18 protein-coding genes and 1 pseudogene are annotated in these 21,150 nt (G+C 61.1%); 5 read left to right on the top strand and 14 right to left on the bottom strand.

The genetic code is table 11. From position 1 onward, the window contains the following. Nucleotides 1–163 precede the first annotated feature (163 nt). The 5 genes and pseudogenes from ABX75_RS17770 to ABX75_RS17790 form a co-directional block, all read right to left on the bottom strand. Nucleotides 164–1,619: pseudogene (locus ABX75_RS17770) on the bottom strand (outer membrane protein transport protein). A gap of 133 nt (nucleotides 1,620–1,752) precedes the next feature. Beyond that, a complete protein-coding gene (gene praB, locus ABX75_RS17775) occupies nucleotides 1,753–2,247 on the bottom strand; it encodes an alkane oxidation protein activator PraB (RefSeq protein WP_034098267.1) in 495 nt (164 codons plus the stop codon). 133 nt (nucleotides 2,248–2,380) lie between these two features. Further along, nucleotides 2,381–2,875, bottom strand: a complete 495-nt coding sequence (praA, locus tag ABX75_RS17780) for an alkane oxidation protein activator PraA (RefSeq protein ID WP_034098269.1) — start codon at nucleotides 2,873–2,875, stop codon at nucleotides 2,381–2,383. A gap of 133 nt (nucleotides 2,876–3,008) precedes the next feature. Then, nucleotides 3,009–4,289, bottom strand: coding sequence for an alkane 1-monooxygenase (locus ABX75_RS17785; protein WP_034098271.1), 1,281 nt, complete (start codon nucleotides 4,287–4,289; stop codon nucleotides 3,009–3,011). A gap of 308 nt (nucleotides 4,290–4,597) precedes the next feature. After that, nucleotides 4,598–5,590, bottom strand: a complete 993-nt coding sequence (locus ABX75_RS17790) for an alpha/beta fold hydrolase (RefSeq protein ID WP_034113923.1) — start codon at nucleotides 5,588–5,590, stop codon at nucleotides 4,598–4,600. 277 nt (nucleotides 5,591–5,867) lie between these two features. On the opposite strand from ABX75_RS17790, the gene ABX75_RS17795 reads away from it, so the two are divergent. The 3 genes from ABX75_RS17795 to ABX75_RS17805 are packed head-to-tail and all read left to right on the top strand — an operon-like array spanning nucleotide 5,868 to nucleotide 9,151. Then, the gene (locus tag ABX75_RS17795) at nucleotides 5,868–7,406 is read left to right on the top strand and encodes an NAD(P)/FAD-dependent oxidoreductase (protein WP_047882368.1); all 1,539 of its coding nucleotides are present in this window, start codon (nucleotides 5,868–5,870) and stop codon (nucleotides 7,404–7,406) included. Next, nucleotides 7,403–8,293, top strand: a complete 891-nt coding sequence (locus ABX75_RS17800) for an SDR family oxidoreductase (protein ID WP_034113925.1) — start codon at nucleotides 7,403–7,405, stop codon at nucleotides 8,291–8,293. Before ABX75_RS17795 ends, ABX75_RS17800 begins: the two co-directional genes overlap by 4 nt. A gap of 15 nt (nucleotides 8,294–8,308) precedes the next feature. Continuing rightward, entirely contained in the window at nucleotides 8,309–9,151 is an 843-nt protein-coding gene (locus ABX75_RS17805; protein ID WP_034098278.1) for a metal-dependent hydrolase, read from the top strand. On the opposite strand, the gene ABX75_RS17810 is transcribed toward ABX75_RS17805, so the two are convergent. Next, entirely contained in the window at nucleotides 9,148–11,223 is a 2,076-nt protein-coding gene (locus ABX75_RS17810; protein ID WP_047882369.1) for a PTS sugar transporter subunit IIC/EAL domain-containing protein, read from the bottom strand. The genes ABX75_RS17805 and ABX75_RS17810 overlap by 4 nt on opposite strands. 322 nt (nucleotides 11,224–11,545) lie before the next feature. Here ABX75_RS17810 and ABX75_RS17815 point away from each other — a divergent pair, with 322 nt between their 5' ends. Together ABX75_RS17815 and ABX75_RS17820 are read left to right on the top strand one after the other, a co-directional pair. Further along, nucleotides 11,546–11,812 (top strand): hypothetical protein, encoded by a 267-nt coding sequence (locus ABX75_RS17815; RefSeq protein WP_034098282.1) that lies wholly within the window; start codon nucleotides 11,546–11,548, stop codon nucleotides 11,810–11,812. After that, nucleotides 11,805–12,140: a DUF6388 family protein gene (locus tag ABX75_RS17820; RefSeq protein WP_034098284.1), complete on the top strand. Its 336-nt coding sequence runs from the start codon at nucleotides 11,805–11,807 to the stop codon at nucleotides 12,138–12,140. The genes ABX75_RS17815 and ABX75_RS17820 overlap by 8 nt, the downstream gene beginning before the upstream one ends. Before the next feature lie 8 nt (nucleotides 12,141–12,148). Here ABX75_RS17820 and ABX75_RS17825 read toward each other — a convergent pair whose 3' ends face one another. From ABX75_RS17825 to ABX75_RS29745, 8 genes are read right to left on the bottom strand one after another with little or no spacing between them, the layout of a single operon-like run. Next, complete coding sequence (locus ABX75_RS17825; protein ID WP_047882370.1) at nucleotides 12,149–12,991, bottom strand: serine/threonine-protein kinase; 843 nt, start codon at nucleotides 12,989–12,991, stop codon at nucleotides 12,149–12,151. Then, nucleotides 12,988–13,719, bottom strand: a complete 732-nt coding sequence (locus ABX75_RS17830; protein WP_040268532.1) for a PP2C family serine/threonine-protein phosphatase — start codon at nucleotides 13,717–13,719, stop codon at nucleotides 12,988–12,990. The genes ABX75_RS17825 and ABX75_RS17830 overlap by 4 nt, the downstream gene beginning before the upstream one ends. After that, nucleotides 13,716–17,096 (bottom strand): type VI secretion system membrane subunit TssM, encoded by a 3,381-nt coding sequence (tssM, locus tag ABX75_RS17835; protein ID WP_047882372.1) that lies wholly within the window; start codon nucleotides 17,094–17,096, stop codon nucleotides 13,716–13,718. The genes ABX75_RS17830 and tssM overlap by 4 nt, the downstream gene beginning before the upstream one ends. Nucleotides 17,097–17,111: 15 nt before the next feature. Further along, the gene (icmH, locus tag ABX75_RS17840) at nucleotides 17,112–17,975 is read right to left on the bottom strand and encodes a type IVB secretion system protein IcmH/DotU (RefSeq protein ID WP_236238692.1); all 864 of its coding nucleotides are present in this window, start codon (nucleotides 17,973–17,975) and stop codon (nucleotides 17,112–17,114) included. 5 nt (nucleotides 17,976–17,980) lie between these two features. Beyond that, on the bottom strand, nucleotides 17,981–19,309 hold the full coding sequence (gene tssK / locus ABX75_RS17845) for a type VI secretion system baseplate subunit TssK (RefSeq protein ID WP_047882373.1): 1,329 nt from the start codon (nucleotides 19,307–19,309) through the stop codon (nucleotides 17,981–17,983). Further along, nucleotides 19,296–19,796 (bottom strand): type VI secretion system lipoprotein TssJ, encoded by a 501-nt coding sequence (gene tssJ / locus ABX75_RS17850; RefSeq protein WP_047882374.1) that lies wholly within the window; start codon nucleotides 19,794–19,796, stop codon nucleotides 19,296–19,298. The genes tssK and tssJ overlap by 14 nt, the downstream gene beginning before the upstream one ends. Nucleotides 19,797–19,801: 5 nt before the next feature. Further along, complete coding sequence (gene tagH / locus ABX75_RS17855) at nucleotides 19,802–20,989, bottom strand: type VI secretion system-associated FHA domain protein TagH (protein ID WP_047882375.1); 1,188 nt, start codon at nucleotides 20,987–20,989, stop codon at nucleotides 19,802–19,804. 17 nt (nucleotides 20,990–21,006) lie between these two features. After that, nucleotides 21,007–21,138, bottom strand: a complete 132-nt coding sequence (locus tag ABX75_RS29745; protein ID WP_080758744.1) for a type VI secretion protein — start codon at nucleotides 21,136–21,138, stop codon at nucleotides 21,007–21,009. Nucleotides 21,139–21,150: the final 12 nt, after the last annotated feature.

Consider the following 21,150-nt stretch of genomic DNA (forward strand, 5'->3'; position numbering starts at 1 on the left):
CGCCACACTACAAACTGGGAAACACAAATTCAAATTTTGTTTTGAAATTTTTATTTAATGCTTGGGCCAAAAAATAGCGGCTGAGCGGGCTCAGCCGAAGTGTTGAAAAATGGTCGAACGAGGCAGCCAGATGCGCTGACTGCCCTCGCTGATCAGCCCAGGATCAGAACGCGTAAGTGGCCGACACACTCACCACATCACCCGACGACTCGGCTTTACCGTCCAGACGCGCGCCGCCCAGGCGATCGACGTTTTGAGTCTTGAGCTTGACCTCCTGAACGAACTGGTGGGAATACGCCAAGTCCAGGCTCAAGCCCTTGACGGCTTTAACGTCGTAACCGGCGCCCAAGGACAGGAACGTACGGTCGCCGTCGGGAATCCGCGGGTCGCGCGTCGAGTTGCGGGTGGGTGTCTGGTCAAGGGCCACACCGGCACGCAGGGTTAGTTCATCGGTCAAGCGATAGTCGCCGCCCAAGGAATACATCCAGGTGTTCTTGTAGTTGTAGGGAATGGAGACAACCGTGGTGCCTGCGGATTCGAGGGTCAGGTTCTTGAACGACGACCATTCGGTCCAGGTGACGCTTGCGCCCATGGTGAAACGGTCATTGAACTGATGCACCCAGTCCAGGCCCGCTGTGGCGGGAATGTCCAGTTGCACGCTGGCATGGGCACCGTTCGGGTACAACTCAAGCCCTGGATAGGCGGTATTGACCAGCGTACCGGTGCCGCCAAACGGGCTCGGCTGGGTCATCAGGTTATTGGAGAACTGATCGGCACGGACAGTGTACTTGCCGGTCATCTTGTTCTTGATCTTGGCGTGGTAGTTCAGGCCCAGCGTGTCGCGGTCGGTGGGTTTCCACACGATACCGGTAAACCAGCCAGTCGAAATATTGTCGACCTTCACCCGCATCAGTGCGGTGCCCACATCCGATGGGAAGTTGATGCCGCCCAGGACCGAATCGGACACGGCGGCGGCGGACAGCAGGTCGACGTTCTGACTGACGAAGCCCTTGCTGTGCTGCACGATCAACCCGCCGCCAAGGGAGAACTGATCGTTGACCTTGAAGGACAAGGAGCCTGTGAGCCCCACTGTTTCGATTTTGGTGTCCACGGCAAAGTCGCGCAGTTTGGAATTTTCATCCCAGGTGGAACGCATGCCTTGTGGGACGACCTGGCTCAAGCCAAACGCGAACCGGTCCCCAAGGGGCATGACCATAAAGCCGGTGGGTAACCAAGCGGTAAAACCGCCCTCGCCGCCGTCGTTGTTATTCTGGGTGGTCGCAGCCAGGTCAGGGAAACCGTTGGCGTCCAACGGTGTGCTGGAAGTCGGGTTGCCGGTGTAGTCGAAGGCATCGCCCTTGTACTTGATCTTGATGCGCGCGTAGTCGACGGTGAGTTGCGCCACATTACGTGTCGACGAAGGCCATGGCCGCTGGGTTGTTGTACGCCGAGCTGGGATCGTTTTTAAACAGCGAACCGCCGGCAAAGGCCCGGCCCCAGCCTGGTGCGCCATAGGTGGGTGTTGAAAAACCGCCGGCCTGAACAGGTGCGGTCATCACCACGCCGCCTATCAATGCCAGCCCCAGCAAAACCTGCATCTGTTGTTTCTTATTATTCATGCGGCACTCCTTATTATTATCGCTCTGAGCCGGCCCTGCCGGTTCGTCTTGCTGCCTGGCCCTGCTTGAACCGGCGCCCGGTAAGGGCGCCGGCTTTTTTACGGGTGATCAGCCCTTCGTTCTCAGCCGACCATCAAGGCACGATGGTCAGCGCTGGGCTTGGGGTGACGCTCAGACTGACGACGGTGCAGCTGCCGCTCAGGGTCTGGTTGGCCGCCGTCAGCACCCCGCCGCTGTAACCCACGGCGATGGTGGACGGGCCGCAATTGGAAGCCGGGTACAGAATCGAGGCAGCGATGGTGTAGCCGACGTTGGTCACGGAACCCGCCGACGGGCCGGTGGCGGACAGGGTCCAAGGCAGCCCGGTGATTTTCGGCAAGGCGCAGAGCCCGCCACCGGTTACCGCTACACCGGTGATTTTGGCAACGCCAGTGGCGTCAACATTCCCGGTGAAGGTAGCACCGCAGTTAACGGTGCCCTGGAACGAAGAAGGTGATTTCACCGAAATCGTCCCTGGCGCGGTGAAGCTGGTATTTACCGGAGCGATGCTATAGGCGTTCGCCATCGACGCAGCACCCATGCAGACAGCCAAAGCAGACAACGATACGAGGGTTTTCAAGCTTTTCATTGTTTTTCCTCACATGTTATGGCGAATTCATTTCGCCAGGGGGTAATGGCCATGAACGAGAGGTCACGGTGAAACTGCAGAACTTCCCTTTCCAGCCAAATCTCAATGTAATTACCGCTATTAACGTGTGTTGCTATTCAACGACCTTGAAGTTAGGCGGCATCTTGATCGACACCGTTTTAATCTTGCAGTCTTCGCCAATCGGCACATTGGCCGCTTCCAACTTGCCGGTGGCGTTATCCCAGGTGCCGTCGGCGGTGGAAGGACCGCACTTACCGCCCAGGCCGAAAGCATGTACGTCGACACTGATTTTCGACATGGACCCACTACGACTGTCTTTAGCCACCAATACCCACGGCAAGTTAATCGCTTCGACCCGGCTGCACTTGAGGCCGCCGTCGAATTCAACTTTATCGACATTGACCGATGAACCATCGGCCGCCACTTTCCCCGCCACTTTGATGGTGCAATCGGCGCTGATCAGCGCGCCCTTGGAAAAACTGATCGGCCCCTGGGCCGTAAAGGCGCTGCCGGCCGGTTCGATACGGGCAGCCTGGGCCTGGTGATAGGCGATCAGGCCCAACGCAGCCAGTACAACATGGGCAGTGAATTTGGCAGGTGCTTGCATGGTAGACGTCCTTCCCTTTAATTGTTTTTGTTCGGGTCAAACACAACTTGCTGACGACTTGAGCGGTAAATCGAGGGCGACAAAACCCCCACGCTGGATATATCTGGCGCCGTTAACGCTCGCTTTAATTACATTAGAACGGGGTCGCGTTATTCCCGTACTTTTCCAGGTATTTCAAACGCTGTGACGGCTGCAGATTGGTCAGGGTGATATCCCCGGCATAATGCTTAAGTACCCGATGGTCCATGCGTCGGCGCCACAAGTACGGCACATAAGCCCAGACAATCATGCTCGCATAACCGTAGGGAAGTTGCGGCGACTCATCGAAATGACGCAGCGACTGATAACTGCGCGTGGGGTTGGCATGGTGGTCGGAATGGCGCTGCAACTGGAACAGAAAGATGTTGGTGACAATCCGATTGCTGTTCCAGGAGTGCCGTGGCGAGCAGCGCTCATAACGACCGTTGGGCAACTTCTGACGTTTAAGGCCGTAGTGTTCGACATAGTTCACCACTTCCAGCAGCGAGAATCCGTAGATGCCCTGAATAATCAGAAATGGAATCACTGCGGCACCCAGCCAAGCGATCATCGCGCCCCACAGCACCACGCTGTACATCCAGGCACTGAGCACGCCGTTTTTCCAGTGCCAGGCCGGCAGGCCCAGTTTGCGCAGGCGTTCACGCTCCAGGTTCCAGGCCGAACGTGCGCTGAACCACACCGAGCGCGGCAGGAAGGCCCAGAAACTCTCGCCCAGACGCGAGCTGGCCGGGTCTTCCGGGGTGGCCACGCGGACGTGATGGCCACGGTTGTGTTCGGTGTAAAAGTGCCCGTAAAAGGTCGGCGCCAGGGTGACCTTGGCCAGGAACACTTCCAGGGGTTTGGGTTTGTGCCCCAGCTCATGGGCGGTGTTGATCGCAATGCCGGTGGCGGCGCCGGTCGACATGGCCATGCCCAGGTAAGTGAACCAGCTCGGTTCGCCATGCAATTGCGTGCGGGCGGTGACGTAAGTGGCCAGCTGGGACATCCAGTTACCCGGGTCGAGATGGGCGGTGGCCCGAATCAGCCCGCCGTCGATGATCCAGGCGATACCGCCCGCAGCGAGCCAGCCGGTGATCACCACCGAGGCGATGACGAACAGCACGCCGGTGTAGACGATCCAGCGGTAATAGCGTTGGGATTCGAGGTGGCCGACGGCGGATTCCGGCGGGTTGCTGACGTCTTCGCCGAGCAGGCCGTCGATCAGCGGGATCAGGCCGAAGATCACCAACACCCCGACCCACCACAGTTGCTGGATACCGGTGCTGATCGCCAATGCCCCGGACAACAGCGGTGTGGCCAGGGGCATGATGCCCAGCCACCACAGGTGGCGTTTACCGTCGGCCCATACGGTCGGTGCTGTAAGGGTCTGGTTCATGGCAGCCTCCGGGCGACACGCGCCGACAGAGGGGCACACAGCAAGTGCAGGGAGCGCAGAAGGCTGCGGGAACATAAACGGGCGACAAAAGGCGTTTTTTTCATTGTTATTCGCTCTTAGGCACTTCAAAAAATTCATTTCAAAATAAATATTGAAATATTTTTTTAAATAGATAGCGCGGAATCGTTAGGTCGTCAACTACTTTGTCGAGGGCTTTTTGACGTGACTGCGCAGTCTGTTTTTCTGCTCTGCAGTCAGGTCTCTAAAACAACCTTTTGCCTCGCCCTCGGCCACGACCCACCTCACGATTATTTATTCGCCAGCGCAACGGGCGGGGGTAGAGGCGCGACGTTTTGCAGCGGCCGCGCACGCTTGGCCACCTGCTGCACCAGCTCCACCACCCGCGCCGTGGCGGTAATCGGCAGCATATGGCCGCGCCCCTCCACCAGTTGCAGTTTCAGGCCCGGCACCGCGTCGGCGAGGGCCTGACCGTGCTTGCGAAAGTCCAGCACGCGGTCCTGGGCACCGTAGATCAGGCCAATGGGCAAGGTCAGGCTCGTGTAGCGCTTGACCATCTGCGGCAGGTCATCGTTGACCAGGGCAATTTCACTGGAGGCGGCATAGAAGTTGTTCGGGCGCATGCCCAGCAACCCCCCGCCGCGGGTGGCGAAATCGTCTGGGGCGGGGTCCGGCGCGAAGACGCCCTTGACCACCGTGCGGCGGGTCAACAGGCCAATGGGCACTGTCAGCGTGTGGGCGACCCAGCGGCGCAGCCAACCGGGACGTACCGCCAGTGACCAGAACACCAGCGGCAAAGTCGGTTGGGGATGAGTCAGCGGCGCCACCAGCACAAGGCCCGCTACCGTCTCAGGATGATCCAGGGCCAGCGCCAGCGAAATCGCACCGCCCAGTGAGTGCCCCAGCACCAGAGGTTTGTCCAAGCCCAGGGTCTGCATAAACCTGGCAATCTGCCGCGCCTGCCCCGGCAAGTCGGCTGCGGTGCCTGCGTGGCGCGTGGAATAACCCGAGCCCGGACGATCAAGGGTGATCACCCGAAAGTGCTCGCGCAACTGCGCGGACAAGGCGTAGGTGAGGTTGCGACTGCTGCCCATCAGCCCGTGAATCATTACCAGCGGCGGGCCTTTGCCCTCGTCCCTATAGTGGAAGCGTTCGCCGTCGACCTCGACAACATGCCCGTCGCGCGGCACCGCCGCTTCAATGCGCCGCGTCATCCAGGCGCTAAAGCCCCAGGCCAGCACACACGCTCCCACACCCGCAGCCACCACCCATTCCATCGTCATGCGCTCGGTCCTCTGCATTCCCTGCCGCCGCGCACCCCACCGGAATTGGTCGGGCTTCGGCCACCGTCCACACCCTGGACCCGAACCTCATGCACAGCGTGCGCGTCCGTCGGACAAATCGCACATTTGAGACAAGGACCTAGCGTAGGCGATATTTTCAGGTAGATTATTTAAAATCTTTTTTAAAATAATTAATTAAATTTTCCTTTGCAATGGCGTTCTCTCCACACGACAAAACAAAAACAGGAGCACCTGCGATGCCCACCAAGGACAGCCTATGAATGCCCACAGTGACTCGATCGACATCGCCATCATCGGTTCAGGCTTTGCCGGCCTGTGCATGGCCATCAAACTCAAGGAAGCCGGGGTTCGCGACTTCTTCGTCGCCGAACAGGCCGACAGCCTCGGCGGCACCTGGCGCGACAACCACTACCCCGGTTGTGCCTGCGATGTGCAGTCCCATGTTTATTCGTTTTCGTTTGCGCCCAACCCGAACTGGACGCGGCAGTTCGCGCCGCAGGCGGAAATCCGCGCTTATCTGGAGCAATGCGCCGCGCGCTTCGAGCTGGCGCCTTACCTGCGCTTCGGCATGGGGCTGACCCGTGCGGTATTCGACGAAGCACAGCAACGCTGGCATTTGAGTTTCAGCAATGGCCGCCAGGTGAGCGCAAGGGTGTTGGTATCCGGGATGGGCGGCCTGTCGCGTCCGGCGCTGCCGGATATTCCGGGCCTGGACAGCTTCAAGGGCAAGCGCTTCCACTCCCAGCAGTGGGACCATGAATACGCGTTGAAAGGCAAGCGCGTGGCCGTGATCGGCACCGGCGCCAGTGCGATTCAATTCGTACCGCAGATCGCTGCGCAGGTGGCCCACCTCGACCTGTTCCAACGCACGCCGCCGTGGATCATGCCCAAGCCCGACCGGGCGATCTCGCCGTTCGAACGCTGGCTGTTCAAGCACCTGCCCTTCACCCAGCGCCTGGTGCGCGGCGCGTTTTACTGGGCGTTGGAAGGCCGCGTGGTGGGCTTTGCGCTGCACCCGCGGCTGATGAAGACGGTGCAACGCATCGCCCTGCGCCATCTGCATAAACAAGTGGCGCGCCCTTCCCTGCGCAAAACCCTCACCCCGAACTACACCATCGGCTGCAAGCGCGTGCTGATCTCCAACGACTATTACCCGACCTTGTCGCGCAGCAATGTGGAGGTGGTGACCGAGGCCGTGCAGCGCATCGAGCCGGACGGGGTGATCACCGCCGACGGCATCAAGCACCCGGCCGATTGCTTGATCTTCGGCACCGGTTTCCAAGCCAGCGACCCCCTGCCCCGTGGCTGCATCATTGGCCGCGACGGCGTGGACCTGATGGACACCTGGCGCGACGGCGCCCATGCCTATAAAGGCACCACGGTGCCGGGCTACCCGAATCTGTTCCTGATCATCGGGCCCAACACCGGGTTGGGGCACAACTCGATGATCCTGATGATCGAGGCCCAAGTGGCCTACATCCTCGACGCGCTCAAGCAGATGCAACGCCAGCGCATTGCCACAGTGGAGGTCAAACCGTCGGTGGAACAGGCCTATAACACCCATCTGCAGGACAAACTCAAGCGCACCATCTGGAACACCGGCGGTTGCCAGAGCTGGTACCTGGACCCGCGCACCGGCAAAAACACCACGCTCTGGCCTGGCTCGACCTGGCGCTTCAAGCAGGTCACCCGCCAGTTCGCGCTCAAGGACTATGTAGCGGGCGTGACGACGGCCAACGCCACGCCGCGCACAGTCGCGGTGGCCCACGCCAATATCGAAGGGAGCCTGTCATGAAGTCATTCAACGGTCGCGTGGCGGCCATTACCGGCGCCGCGTCCGGCATGGGGCGCGCCTTGGCCCTGGCCTTGGCTCGCGAAGGTTGCCACCTGGCGCTGGCGGATAAAAACGCTCAAGGCTTGGAGCACACCCAGGAATTGATCAAGACCTCCACCCTGTCGCCAGTGCGGGTTACCACCCAGGTGCTTGATGTGGCCGACCGCCAGGCCGTGGAGGACTGGGCCGCGCGCTGCGTGGACGAACATGGCCAGGTCAATCTGGTGTTCAACAATGCTGGCGTGGCGCTGTCGAGCACCGTGGAAGGCGTGGACTACGCGGACCTGGAGTGGATCGTTGGCATCAATTTCTGGGGCGTGGTCCACGGCACCAAGGCGTTCCTGCCGCATCTCAAGGCCAGTGGCGAGGGGCATGTGATCAACACCTCCAGCGTATTCGGGCTGTTTGCCCAACCCGGCATGAGTGGCTACAACGCCACCAAGTTCGCCGTGCGCGGTTTTACCGAGGCGCTGCGCCAGGAACTCGATCTGCAACGCTGCGGCGTGTCGGCCACCTGTGTCCACCCCGGCGGCATCCGCACCGATATCTGTCGCAGTAGCCGCATCGACGCAAATATGACCGGCTTTCTGATCCACAGCGAGCAACAGGCCCGCGCCGACTTCGAAAAACTGTTTATCACTGATGCCGACCAGGCCGCCAAAGTGATCCTGCACGGCGTGCGCAAAAACAAGCGTCGCGTGTTGATCGGCCGCGACGCCTACGCCCTCGACCTGCTCGCCCGCTGCCTGCCGGCGGCCTATCAGGCGCTGGTGGTGTTCGCCAGCAAGCGCATGGCCCCCAAGCCGCGCACGCCGGTGTTCGAAACCAATGACGAGTCCCGTCTCTGAACAGGAGCACAGCCCATGCTACCCATCCGTCGCGATGTCCGTTTTGCCCTACCCGCCGAGCGCATCAAGGACTGGCACGCGCAAGGTCCGTTCGTTACGCACTTCTTCAACGCCCTGTCGCTGCTGTTTCCCCAGGGTGAGCTGTTTTTTATGGACAGCGTGCGCCACTACCGTCAGCGCATCGACGACCCGCTGTTGAAAAAGGAAATCCAGGGCTTTATCGGCCAGGAAGCCATGCACAGCCGCGAACATGTGGCCTATAACGATCTGCTGCAAGCGGCGGGCCTGCCGGCGCATACCCTCGACCGGCGCTTGAAATTCATCCTCGACTGGCAGAAAAAACACCTGCCGCCGGCTTTCAACCTGGCCGTGACCATCGCTCTGGAGCACTACACCGCCATGCTGGCCGAGATCCTGCTCAGCGACCCGTCGCGCTTCGGCCACTCACTTAAGGGCTACCAACAAATGTGGTACTGGCACGCCCTGGAAGAAACCGAGCACAAAGCGGTGGCGTTTGACGTGTGGAATACGGTGATCAAGCCTGGGCCCGCGCGCTACCTGCTGCGCACCGGGACCATGTTGACCACCACGCTGTTGTTCTGGCTGGTGGTGCTGGATTTTCATGTGCGCTTGCTGGTGGCCGACCGCAAGGCAGGAGGCTTTTTCAAAGGGTTCTGGCGCATGCTCAAGTTTCTGTACGGTCCCAAAGGTGTATTCCCGCGCATGCTGGTGCCGTGGCTGCATTACTTCAAACCGGGCTTTCACCCATGGGATCACGACAACCGCGCGCATCTGGCCGGTATCGACGCGTTGGTCGAGGATATCGAACAAACCCGACGCCGCTACGAATCCGCCTAGGTCTGCGCCAGCGCCGCACGCTCGCGCACAAAGCGCTGCAATTGATCGCCCGGCAGCGCCTTGCTGAAATACCAGCCCTGGATAAACAGCTCGCTGCCGGTGTTCAGGAAGGCCAGTTGCTCGGCGGTCTCGACGCCTTCGACCACCACGCCCAGGTTCAGCGCTTCACAGAACCGCAGCATGCCCGTCAGGACCTGGGCGCCCTTGGGGTCGTGCTGGGCGACTACGAAACTGCGGTCGATCTTGATGAAGTCCACTGGAAACTGGTGCAGATAACTAAGGGCCGAAAACCCGGTGCCAAAATCATCGATGTACACCTTGGCGCCAATCGCCTGGAGTTTCTGAATGGTCTGGCGGGTGGCCTGGATATCGCTGACCAGGGCGTCTTCGGTGATTTCCACGGAAACCAACCCGTGAGCCTGGGCCAGAATACCGACCAGGCGTTCGCCGTAGGCGGCATCGGTCAAGGTCGCACTGGAGATATTGATAGTCATGGGCAGCGTGAATCCGAGCTTTTGCCACTGCTGGTATTGGCGCACGGCTTGGGACGCTACCCACATATCCACGTCCGGCATCAACTGCGCCTGAGCCAGCCACTGCAGAAATTCCCAGGGCGAATGCACCGTGCCCTGGCCATCGCGGGCACGCATCAAGGCTTCGCAACCGGTGCACAGGCCGGTGAGGGTCGAGACTTGGGGTTGGAATTCCAGATAAAAATCATAGTCGCTGATCTGCTGGATGCGGCTCAGCTCATTGGCTTGGCGCGCCAGGGTTTTGTGGGAGGTCAACACCGGGTCGAGCTCGCGCAGCCGGCCTTTTTCCTCCAGGCCACGGAAGGTCATGTCCAGAGACTTGAGGTACACCGTGCCGCCTTCACTGGCCTGGCGATACATGGCCCGTACATACGGCGCATAAACCAGCGTGCCCAGACCCAGCAACGCCACCTGCAACCCGACCGCCGCCAGGTCGCCATGGGTGCTCAGATAAGCATTGAGCAGCACCGGCGAGGTGAACGGCACGCTGGCTACCGCCGGCGACACCCAGCCCATATGCACCACCCCCAGAGCCAGCATCGCGTTCAAGGCAGGTACTAACAGAAAGGGCATGAACAGCCGCGGATTGAGGATGATCGGCAAGCCGAACAACAGTACCTCGCTGACGTTGAACAGCGACAACGGCAAACTCGCCACCGCCACCAGGCGCATGGACTGACTCTTGGAAAACAGCAGAATCGCCAGCAATAGGCACAACGCACTGCCAGACCCACCGATAAACGCAAAACTGCCGAGCAGACCGCTGTTCAACAGGTACTTGATCGGCTCGCCGGCCGCCAGTGCCGTGCCATTGAGCACCACGGCCTGATCCAGCACATCAAACAGCGGCTGCATGGCGTACACGCCGTGAATCCCGAAGAACCACAGCAGCGAGTTCATCAACGTCACAAACAAGCCGCTGCCGTAAGGCGACTGCAGCGCATCCAGCACCTGCGGCCCCTGCAACTGCGCCACATAAGGCACCTGTAGCAGCAGAGACAGCACTATCACCAGAACCAGAGCGGTGATGGCGCCGGGTACCACCATATTGATGGTGCCGCGCAGGTTGTGCCCTACCAGTTCCTCATTGACCAGCCGAGTCCAACGATAACGGTGCAGCCATGCCATCGCCGGCACGTTTAGCAGCGGCGAGGCGATGGCGATAAACAACACAAAGGTCGCCGAGGCTCGCGGGTAGTCACGCAGAATGAACGTCGCCACCACCACATGAGCCAGGCACAGAAAGGCAACCGGCAACTGCGGTAGGCGATGCTGAATTGCCAACATGTAACCAATGGACGCTGCCACAAGCAGCGGGATGACCGAGCTGATCTGGTTATGCAGCCCAGCGAGGAACGCCACCACCGAAGGCTCGAACCCCAGCACCCGCGCGAATTCGGACAGAATCAGGAAACCGGCCGACACCAGCAGGCAGGGCAGAATCCACAACAACCCTTCGCGGATCGCCCGCAATGACTCAGTGCTGGCCAATGCGGCCAGGCGCTGGGTGAAGAAAAGTTTGGAGAGCGTTTGCACCATGACCCATCCCTCTGCCCATCGCATACGCCCTTTAAGGCAGGGCCCCGGAAACACGGGCTAACGCTACACGTCCTGGCATCGGGAGCGAAAGAGATTTGAAGGATGGGCATGCAATTTTATTGGCTGGCTGTCGCAGCATCGGTAAGTTTTCGCTGACGATTTATTGAACTTTCGGAACAGCTAAAATTCCTAATCTCTCTTGAACGGGTACTATTGCCGGCTTTTGAAGCGTTATGGGCAGCCCGGTGAGGTCTCAGGCTGAGGTGCCCATTCAGGGAAACAGCGCCTGAGTGGTATCAGGTACCAAGGAGGTAAGCTCGAAATGCAACATAAGTTGTCGAATGCGATGCGCCCACTGCTGCTTAACGCAGCGCTGTGGTTAAGCGGTGTAGCGCTGCTGTTTTTGATCAAAGATGTGATCGAAGAGGTTTCGGGCCCCATTGGCGGAACCTGGATTGACCTGACGCTGGTACTGACAGCTTACTTGCTGTTCTTTATCCTCGATCCACTGCAATCTCGGGTGAACCGCCACTTGCGCAAACGCGCCCGACGCAGAAAGACGCATCTGGAGGCAGGCTCCCGTGCTTGAATCCGGCCCCGGCGATAGTCACCGACTAGCCCTCGAACGCTTTCAGGCAGCGCACCCGACGTTGGTCGCTGAACTGGATGCTTTGAACCCTCTGGCCGCCCGGGCCAGGGGTGAAACCCTGGCCGAATACCGCGCCGAACGTTTGCACGAGGCCTTCGAAGCCGAAGCCGAGCGCCTGGGCCTGTTTGCTTGGGAGCTGACGCTCAAGCTCACCAGTGACTCTCCTGAAGCGTTCGAAGCCCAGCGCCTGGAAGTGCACAAGGAAGTGGCGCAGATGGCGGGCATGAGTTGGGCCGATTACTGCCAGTTGCACGACCTGCCCGGTTAAAGCCGTCACTACACGAACCAGCACCGTCTGACGCCGGCCATGGCCTCGCGCAGCTGTGCCACCGTGACCTTTCGCTGCTCCGGCGTCCAATGCAAGGCCGAGCGCAACGCCGGCCAACACCGCCTGGGTAAGCCGCGCGGTCTCGGCAGCGGCTGGTCCGGCTGACGTGGCGCCGAACGGCGGCCCTGGGCGAGTTCATAGACGACACACGCCGCGCCGTACAGGTCAGCCAAGGCCGACAGCTCCCCACCCGCCATCAGCTCCGGTGCCGCGTACGCAGGCGTCCAGGCATTCAGACGGCTACGGCTCAAACCAGGCAACCCCGCCGCTTCCTGCGCCTTGCCGTGGCCCAGGCCGAAATCGAACAGACGCACCCCCTCGTCGCCCAACAGGATATTCGCCGGTTTTACATCGCCATGCAGAACGCCCTGCCGGTGGGCGTAGCTCAAGGCATCTAACAACTGCAGCGCCAGAGGCTGCAGTTCGCTCCACGGCAAACCCTCCGGACACTCCAACAGCAGGCGATCGAGGGTCACTCCCTGCAACAGCTCCATGGTGAAGAACGCCACTTCACGGACGGTGTCGACGTCGAAGGCGAACATCCGCACGACATGCTCATGGCACAGGCTGCGGGTCAGGGCGAATTCGCTGTACAGCAACACATGACCATCCGGGGACTGGGCCAATGGCTCGCCCAGCAGTTTCAGGGCGACCCAGGCGTTGGCGTCGCCGAACGCCTCATGCAGCAGGTCGCGAGCCCGATAGACCACGCCCATGCCGCCGGAACCCAGTACGCGCTCAAGCTGATAACGCCCTGCCAGCACATCAGTCGGCCCCACCCCGGCGGTCATGGCTGAACCACCACGGCCGTCAAGTCGTCCGCTGCCGGCCCGCGCAGCACCTCGGTGAACAGCCGATCCACTACCTGACCGGGTGCGCCCCTACTCAGCGCACGTCCCAAGGCGTCATGGCCGAGGCCCTGATACAAACCATCGCTGCAAAGCAAAAACACATCGCCAGGACGAGTACACAGCTCCAACACTTCCAGAATCAGCGGTTGCCGCCCGCCCAGCGCACGGGTCAGAGACCTCGCTGCCGGGTGGGACTGCGCCTGTTGCAGGGTCAAGCGTTGCGTGTCCATCAGTTGCTGCTGCAAGGAATGGTCTCGCGATAGCTGATACAAGCGCTGCCCGCGCCACAGATAGCAACGGCTGTCCCCAGCCCAGACGCAGGCTGCCCGATTGCCCTCCAGCAACAACGCCACAACCGTGCTGCCCATGATTGCGTACGGCGCGCTTGCATTGGGGGGCAACCCTCGGCCCAGTCGACTGTCCAGTGCCCGCAGACAATGCCGCACGGCATCGAGCCGCTGGTCGAAATCGCTCTGGCGCGGCAGCGCGGCAAGGCTGCTGACCACCCACTGGCTGGCCACATCACCGGCGCGATGCCCACCCATTCCATCGGCCACGGCCCAGCAACCGTGTCGCGGGCAATCGAGAAACGCATCCTCATTGCGCGCGCGCGTCCTGCCTCGTTCGGTGCGCCCGGCGCTGCGGCACGGGTCGCGCAGTTGGCTCACAACTGCTCCGGCAGACGGAAAGTGCGCCATGCCGCCATCTGGAACGGGCCCGGGTGGCGTGCGCTGCTGAGCAGGAAGTTGGCGCGCAGCCCCGCAAGATCGGCCTTGAGTACCTGGGCATTGCGGCCATTGGCGGGCTCGCTTTGCATCAGATCCAAGAAGCGGAAGAACGACCAGGGCCCGCTGTTTTTCTCGATACCGAACGGCCGCTGGGCGCCACGCTCCAGCACCAGACTGCTGCGGCCGTTGTCTGCCTCTTCAGGCCAATGGAACGTCGTCGGCACGATCGGACCGTGGCGGTACTCCAGTTGCTTATCGCCGATGCGCAACACTGCGCGGCTAACCGTCGGGTCCAGGCTGTAGGGTGCCAGTGTGAAACGAACGGCCCATTCGCCCTGCTCCTCACTGAAAAAACCCAGGCGAATCAGTTGAGCTTTGGCCAGTTGCTCCAGGGACGAGCGTGACATCGGCAGGCTGCGGCCATCCAAGCCGCGCAGCCGGAAGCGGCTGCCTTCGGTGCTTACAAAAGGCTTCACGTAGGTCTCGTAAAAACGCGCCATGGCGCCCCTTGGCTTGAAAAACTCCTGAAAATCCCCCAGCGCGACCTCGCCCGCGGCTTGCGCATTGAAGGGGTATCGACGCTGGATGGCCTTGGCGTAGAAGCCATAGACCTCACTCTGATAACGCTGATTGACGTGCACATACGCATCATCGAGCAGCAATCGCCAACTGTCGTCAGCGATAGCTTCGAGCCAGCCTTTGAGGGGCAGCGGCAGGCGCGCCGCTCTGTCGCGCAGTTGGCCTAACAGCGGCTGCTGCCCCTCCATGCGCTGCTTGACCAACTTGAACGCCGCCTGTTCCGTCGCCCCTTCGCGGTTCAGGGCGACCAATTGCAAGTGCCACTCGTGGAGCAGCCGCAAGGCCTGCAACCATTCGCCGTCGGGGTTGCGCTCGGCATCCAGCAACTGGTGCAAGGGCTCGAAGCGACGCAGCAACGCACGGCGAGCGGAGTCCGGCACGGCCTGCGCCTGGAGGCCGCTAAGCAGCCCTGCGGCAGCCTCGCTCTGAGTCGAGGTACCGCGCTCGATGGCCTGCTGTACGCCACCAAGGCGCTCATGAGCCGTCGGAAAACGCGTGTGCTCATGCACCTGCTGCAACAAACGCACTAGCGGTGATTGCATTGAGGAGAGGCCCGCGAGTGTATCGACATGCTCTCGGAGGGTTTCGCTCGGTTCCAGACGGACGCGGCTCAGGGCGCGGCTCCAAGTATCGGCGTACTCGCTGAAATAGCGTTGTTCCAGCTCCTGCATCAACTGCCGCATATCCATCGGACTAAGATCGCCACCCTCCCCGAGAACCCAGTTGTCCTGGACAATTCCATTGACCAGACGCGAGCCCTGCTTTTCAAAGTGCTGCACGTACTGGTGGGTAAAGAACCCCGGAATGAGGGGTTCGCCCGCCGTCACCCCTGCCCCCTCCGCCAAGCGATAGGGTTCCAGATTGCGGGCCTGATCACGCAATACGCGATAGATCACACCCGCCAGCGACTCTCCGCGCAGGGCCTGGCGAGCCGCTGCCACCCGTTCGGCATTCAACGGCGATTCAAAAGATAGCCTAAGCAAATATGAGAAATGCGCGTTCAGCCTGTTCTGCGCCGAGCTATCCCCGCCATATAGCGCAGCCCACTGAGCCGCCACGCGCTCGGCCAGCCAGGTCGCGTCCCGACGCTCGGGCAAACTGAGCATCAGGTAGGCCCGCAGGCTGTCCATCAACTTTTCGCGGTCGTTCAGCGTGGCCTGCACCTGCGCTTCGAGCAACGCCGCGACCTCGGGCAATAATTGTTGGCGCAGCGCGTCCTCATAAGCCGTCACCAACACCGGGCGACTGATCTCGCCCTGATACAGCCCGGCCCGTTCGTTCCGGCGCGCATCTGTCACCGCGGGAAACACCTGGGTGGCAGCCAGCCGGCTGTCCAGCAGTGGTAGCAACGCCAGAGTGGCGTCCGAACCTGGTGTCGCCGGGGGTTGAGGCGCGATCAGCTGCGCCAGTTGCATCAGGCGCTGATGATTAGCCGAATAACTGTGCGCCCACAATGCCCCGCTGCCGACCACAACCCCTGATGCCGCCAATATCAGCAAGCCCTGACGAAGATGGAGGCGACGTCGCTCCGGGGTCTGCAACCCCGCAAGGCCGGCCTCGGCAAAAATCACCTGTTTGAACAAACCTTGAACAAAATGGCCGCGCCTGCCAGCGGTTTCCGCACTCGTCAGATAGAACCCACGCAGTCCATAGATACGTTGGAAGCGATGAGCCGAGAACCCGGACTCCACAAACAGGCACAACCGCTCGGCGATTCGTGCGGCCTGCCGAGGAAAATCAAGCATGACGCCGCGCCGCTCGGCACTGCGCTCCTGGTGCAATCGCGGGATCAGCTCCGTGCCCAGACGCTTGAGCAAGGCTTCAAAGGCATCGCGTACCTGGGCCATCTCGGTACCGGTTTTACTGGCGGGCAAACGCTCTCCCAATACCGCTTGGGCGCTGTCCCCCTGAGGCGTATCGAAGAATTCGGCAAACCCCGGCAAGCGGTCAGCCTGGGTCAGCACCAGATAAATCGGCACATCCATATGCAGCGTCTGGTGGATGTCCTGCAAGCGCGCATGCACATGGCGGGCATGCAGATCCAAGTCGTGTTCGTTGCCGCCGAGCAAGGTGTCCACCGCCAGCGTCACCACCACGCCATTGAGAGGACGTGCCCGGCGCCGCGATTTGAGCAAGCCCAGCAACGTCGCCCAGCCTGCTTCGTCCACTTCACCATCGGGCTGCGTCAGATAGCGCCCGGCGCTTTCGACGATCACGGCCTCATCAGCCAGGAACCAATCAAAGTAGGCGGTCGTGCCTGAGGGTGTGTCGCTGCGGTCGAGCGGAAACCGCACGCCGCCGGCGGCCAACAACTGGCTTTTGCCACTGCCCTGTTCGCCGATCAGAAGGTACCAGGGCAAGTCATTGCGCCAACGCTCGCCACGCTCCCCGTAACAGCGTGAGGTTTTCAGGGTCTGCAACGCCTCCTTGAAACGCCCGCGCACCTGCCGCCGCTCTTGGTCGATCAACACCTGACGTTGATGTCGCGCCTGGTGGTCCGGCCTGTCGAGCCATGCCGCGCGCCGCCCTCCCACGACCACCATCACCAGGCCCCATAGCAGAAACAGCACGCTGATGCTCAGCAGACGTGCCGTGGCCCCGTGCCAGAACCGATAATCGTCCACCGCCAACAACGGCCCGAAACACCACACCAGCGCCGCCAGGCATAACACCAGCAGCAGGCTCCAAACCCAACTCTTGCGCAGCACTCTGCCCACGCCCGTGAAGAATGCGTTCATTGATTGCTCCCAGCGTTACATCGGCGTCCGCGTCTGTTCCGGCGCCACGGATTGAAAGGGTTGCAGGACGGTCATGCGCTCGTTGCGCAAGACCCAGGCAAACCCGGAGTACACCACCAGCAAGCAGGCGACGGTCAGGACAACAACCCAGGTCGCCGAGATCATCTGCAACGGTGTGTCGCCTGCTCGCCCAGGCTCAACCGACGCCGCCGACGGCAGGCATTCACCGCGCACGTGCCGGATCTGTCGATATAAACCATCGCGTACCGCTTCCAGTTGCGCCGCTCCACGCTCCATGACGCGATACTGGCCTTCGAACCCTATCGATAAGCACAGGTACATCAGTTCAAGCATGGCCAGGTGCTTGATCGGATCGCGGGACAAGCGCTCCAGCAACTGGAAAAATTTCTCGCCGCCGAAGGTTTCCTGATGAAAACGGCTCAGCAGGCTCATGGTCGACCAGTCACTGCGGGCACCCCACGCCGTGGTCACCACCGCCTCGTCAATCACACTGCACAGCACATAGCGGGCAGACATGACCTGACTCTTTTCCGCCCCCTGATGGGAGGCCCGCATTTCAAATGCCGAAACCCCCGCCGATAATCGATCGTTGAGGCTCTGCAAGCTCTCCCGACCGGAACTGGCCTTGAGCTGCACCACCTGGGACAGCAGGTCCCAGGCCGCCGTTACCAAGGTGTTGGGCCCTATATCGAAGCTCTGCACGCCCTGCAGGGCGGCCGAGTAAATCATGCGGTCTTCCAGCTGTTCGAAGCGCGGAGGCGTTGGGAAGTCCGTCAGCGCCCCCTGTGCCGGTTGATTGCCCTCGCGGTCTAGCAGGACGGTTTTTTCGTCCTGCGGGTATTCACTGTCCATAGTCATGATGTTCAGTTCCTGATGGCCCAAAAGTTGAGTTCCAGTCCTGCGAACTCGCCGCTGGCGTGGAAGGCGAAGCCACCCGACTGCTCCAGCTGTGTGATGTCGCGGACACTGAGATCGAGCATGAAATAGGTTTTGCCGGCATGGAACGGGATCTGCCGCGGTGCCACCGGCAGCGGCTTGAGCTTGATACCCGCCAGATGCAGGTTGACCAACTCACGGATGCGCTCCACAGGGCCGATCTTGAGGTGCGCCGGCAGACGGTGGCGCAGTTCTTCCGAATCGCACTGGGCCTCGGCCGCCAGAATGAAGGTGGCGCAACCCAGCAGTTTGAGATCGCTGACCGGGCAAACCAGCACGCCGTATTGGCGCGGTTGCAACGCGAGCTGGGTCGCATGCTGCTCCAACACCCGCGACAGCGCCGTTCGAATGCCGTCCATCAAGCTTCGGAAGCTCTCACCCTGGTCGTCATGTCGGTACCGCCCCTGCGACTGCGCGCGCTTGTTATCGGTGCCGTATGTCGATAGCTCGCCGAGCAACGACAGCAACTGGCGATACACCGCTTCTGGACGGACCTGGGGCTGGCTCAAGTAGTGATGCAAGAGCAGTTCCGTACGGTTGATCAATTGCAGCATGAGGAAGTCACCCAACTGAGCGCCCGCCGATCCGCCATTGCCCTGGACGCGCGCGGCAATTGCATCGCCCCGGGTAGCGAGTAGGCTGATCACCTCCTTGACGCACGACGCTACGTAGCCAGAACGCTGTAGATAGAGGAAGGTCGGTACGAAATCCGCATCCAGCGTCACGCCCCCTTCCCGCGTCGATTCCACAACCTGGGCCACCTGGAGTTTCACCAGCAGCGGATCATCGCGTTGCTCCCCCAACACCAATCGCAGGTCCGGGCGCGCGCAATGGATCTGGCAGCGTGAATCGGCGCCCGCGTTGGAGTCGCCGACTTGAAGTTCACAGCTGACATAACGCGCCAGCACGTCGCCCTGCTCCGGGAGCCGCGCTTCGACCTGATTGCCGATCGCCAGCGGTAACGCCAGGTACACGGCCTGTCCGCCGGCACCGACGGGAACCTGCAATACCAGCGGTTCGTCGGCACTGCCCAATGCAAACAGGCTGCCGTCGGGAAACATCCCGCTGGCCTGGGTAAGCACCACCTTGCCCAGGTTGAGGTGCTGGGTATCGACGTGCAGCGTCAGGAATCCCCAACCGTTACTGCCCATCAGGCGTGTCTGATTGAGTTGCTGCTGGTAATAGCGGTCGTTGTGCTGCAAGTGCTGAGGACGCAGCAGCATGCCTTCCTGCCAGATGACTTTATAGGCCTGCATTTGAGTTCCCCGACCGGCTGGCGAACGGATCGACAAGACGAATACCCGATTCGTCCAACATCACTTCGACACGCGTGCGCTGTTGCGGGGCCACGGGCAACGCCAGCCGCCATTGCACATGGGGCAAATCCCGATAAGCGGCCAGCACACCGACATAACGGCTCTGTGGCTCGATGCTGAGTCTGAGCGCCACCTGTTCACCGGGGCGTAGTTCCAGCTCCTCGGAGTTCACCCAGTCCTTAGGCAATGCTTGTTCAGCTCGGGCATACAGGCTGAAGAAATCGGCATTTTCGAACCCGACCGGATGGCGCAGCTCCAGCAGATGCACCACCACGGGGGAAGGCCGACCGTGCAAGTCCGGGTTCAGCGCTTCGCCGGCCGTCAATGTCAGGTCCAGTTTGGTCAGGGTTGAAAACGGTCCTACATGACTGCAACCGCTCGACAGGCTCAGCGCCAACAGCATCAATGCAATAAAGGTTCGATACATAAATCTCATCCTGGGTACACCGCATGCAACGTGGAAACCAAGCGCACCTGTTCCTCGTAGGCCTTGGAAAAATCGCTATTCAACAGCTGTTCATCCAGGGGGAGCTCATCGACCAGATGTCGGTAGTGACGCTGATAGGCGCGCCAGCACGCGCCGTCGGTGGTGAACCTGGCCGGTTTACCTTCTCGCTCGAAGCACAGCATCAAATGGCTCGGCGCAAACGCCGCGAGCGCGCCGCGCACCGCCGCTCGACAAGCCACCACCAACGCCAACTGATGGACTTGCATCTCCCGACAGGCTTGAGCCAGCGCCAACTCGGCGGACAATTGACCCAGCTCGCCCGCGCCCAGCAATGCCGTTATGGTCGCCTGGGTATCGAGGCAGTCTTTCAGCGGGTTATGGCTTTTAAAGCCAGGCATGGCTGCGCCCAGGTTCAATTCATTGTTCAGCTCATCTCGAGTGCGCAGGCATTGCTGCATTCCCTCGACGGTTTGTCTGAACAGGCCCGCCACTTTGATCGCCAGCGCTTCGCAGGCCACGCTATCGAGCCCATCCATCCGCAGGCCCAGGGCGTCGCCAAACTGCGCCCAGAAGGCTGCCGGCAGCTCGGGCACGCTTGGGTCAGGTGGAGGGGGTGGCATGCGCTTGGGAGGTTGCGCCCATCTCGGCACCGTCAGGTGATCGCGCTCCACGGCGCTATGGGCAAACGAACAGGTGGGCGTTTCTATACTGTGCGCCAGTGCATCCAGCTCCTCGCAAGACTCATCGCACCGTTGCTCATGCGCCAAGGCGTGCATCGGGTCCAGTCCAAGAAATGCGTCATCTGGAATGGTGTCGGCGCAGGCCAGCGCCTGCCGGTCGTCCTGCGTCATCCAGCGCGGTCGCAAGTGAGCGCGAATGTCCAAGGCGCCCAGCTGATAGACCTCGCCGTCGGCGATCAGCCGCGCCTGCCCCTTCCTCAAACGCTCCATGCCGCCTGCCACGCCAATGCCATTACTGCTGACATCCGTCAGAAAGTACTGCCCATCTCGATAGCCGATCAACGCATGGTGGCTGGAGAGCAGCCGCGTCGCATCCGGAATTACCCAGTCGCATCCTGCGCCACGACCGATAACACCCCCGACGCGGTCAAACACCTTGCGCAGCGACGCCTCACCGCTGGCGGTGTCACATACCTCGAACACTAATTGCATCGCTCGGCACTCCTTGCTCACTGACCACGACGCGTCGTTTGGGGGTCGCCCAGCGGACGGTAATCGGCATCATCAAAAACGTAGTTGGCGTTACAGCCGCTCAGTAGACACAGCACAAGCCCCCAGGCTTGCCACGGACGTAGAAGCATCAGGTTTCTCCC

Source organism: Pseudomonas sp. ARP3 (genome assembly GCF_001029595.1).
GTDB classification, from domain to species: domain Bacteria; phylum Pseudomonadota; class Gammaproteobacteria; order Pseudomonadales; family Pseudomonadaceae; genus Aquipseudomonas; species Aquipseudomonas rhodesiae.

Excerpts from the sequence above, each read along its gene's own strand:
- ABX75_RS17800 (WP_034113925.1), top strand. The coding sequence starts at position 7,403 with ATGAAGTCATTCAACGGTCGCGTGGCGGCCATTACCGGCGCCGCGTCC.
- ABX75_RS17785 (WP_034098271.1), bottom strand. The coding sequence starts at position 4,289 with ATGAACCAGACCCTTACAGCACCGACCGTATGGGCCGACGGTAAACGC.
- ABX75_RS17810 (WP_047882369.1), bottom strand. The coding sequence starts at position 11,223 with ATGGTGCAAACGCTCTCCAAACTTTTCTTCACCCAGCGCCTGGCCGCA.
- icmH (WP_236238692.1), bottom strand. The coding sequence starts at position 17,975 with ATGACTATGGACAGTGAATACCCGCAGGACGAAAAAACCGTCCTGCTA.
- tssJ (WP_047882374.1), bottom strand. The coding sequence starts at position 19,796 with ATGTATCGAACCTTTATTGCATTGATGCTGTTGGCGCTGAGCCTGTCG.
- praB (WP_034098267.1), bottom strand. The coding sequence starts at position 2,247 with ATGAAAAGCTTGAAAACCCTCGTATCGTTGTCTGCTTTGGCTGTCTGC.
- tagH (WP_047882375.1), bottom strand. The coding sequence starts at position 20,989 with ATGCAATTAGTGTTCGAGGTATGTGACACCGCCAGCGGTGAGGCGTCG.
- ABX75_RS29745 (WP_080758744.1), bottom strand. The coding sequence starts at position 21,138 with ATGCTTCTACGTCCGTGGCAAGCCTGGGGGCTTGTGCTGTGTCTACTG.
- ABX75_RS17790 (WP_034113923.1), bottom strand. The coding sequence starts at position 5,590 with ATGACGATGGAATGGGTGGTGGCTGCGGGTGTGGGAGCGTGTGTGCTG.
- ABX75_RS17815 (WP_034098282.1), top strand. The coding sequence starts at position 11,546 with ATGCAACATAAGTTGTCGAATGCGATGCGCCCACTGCTGCTTAACGCA.
- tssM (WP_047882372.1), bottom strand. The coding sequence starts at position 17,096 with ATGAACGCATTCTTCACGGGCGTGGGCAGAGTGCTGCGCAAGAGTTGG.
- tssK (WP_047882373.1), bottom strand. The coding sequence starts at position 19,309 with ATGCAGGCCTATAAAGTCATCTGGCAGGAAGGCATGCTGCTGCGTCCT.
- ABX75_RS17805 (WP_034098278.1), top strand. The coding sequence starts at position 8,309 with ATGCTACCCATCCGTCGCGATGTCCGTTTTGCCCTACCCGCCGAGCGC.
- praA (WP_034098269.1), bottom strand. The coding sequence starts at position 2,875 with ATGCAAGCACCTGCCAAATTCACTGCCCATGTTGTACTGGCTGCGTTG.
- ABX75_RS17825 (WP_047882370.1), bottom strand. The coding sequence starts at position 12,991 with ATGACCGCCGGGGTGGGGCCGACTGATGTGCTGGCAGGGCGTTATCAG.
- ABX75_RS17795 (WP_047882368.1), top strand. The coding sequence starts at position 5,868 with ATGAATGCCCACAGTGACTCGATCGACATCGCCATCATCGGTTCAGGC.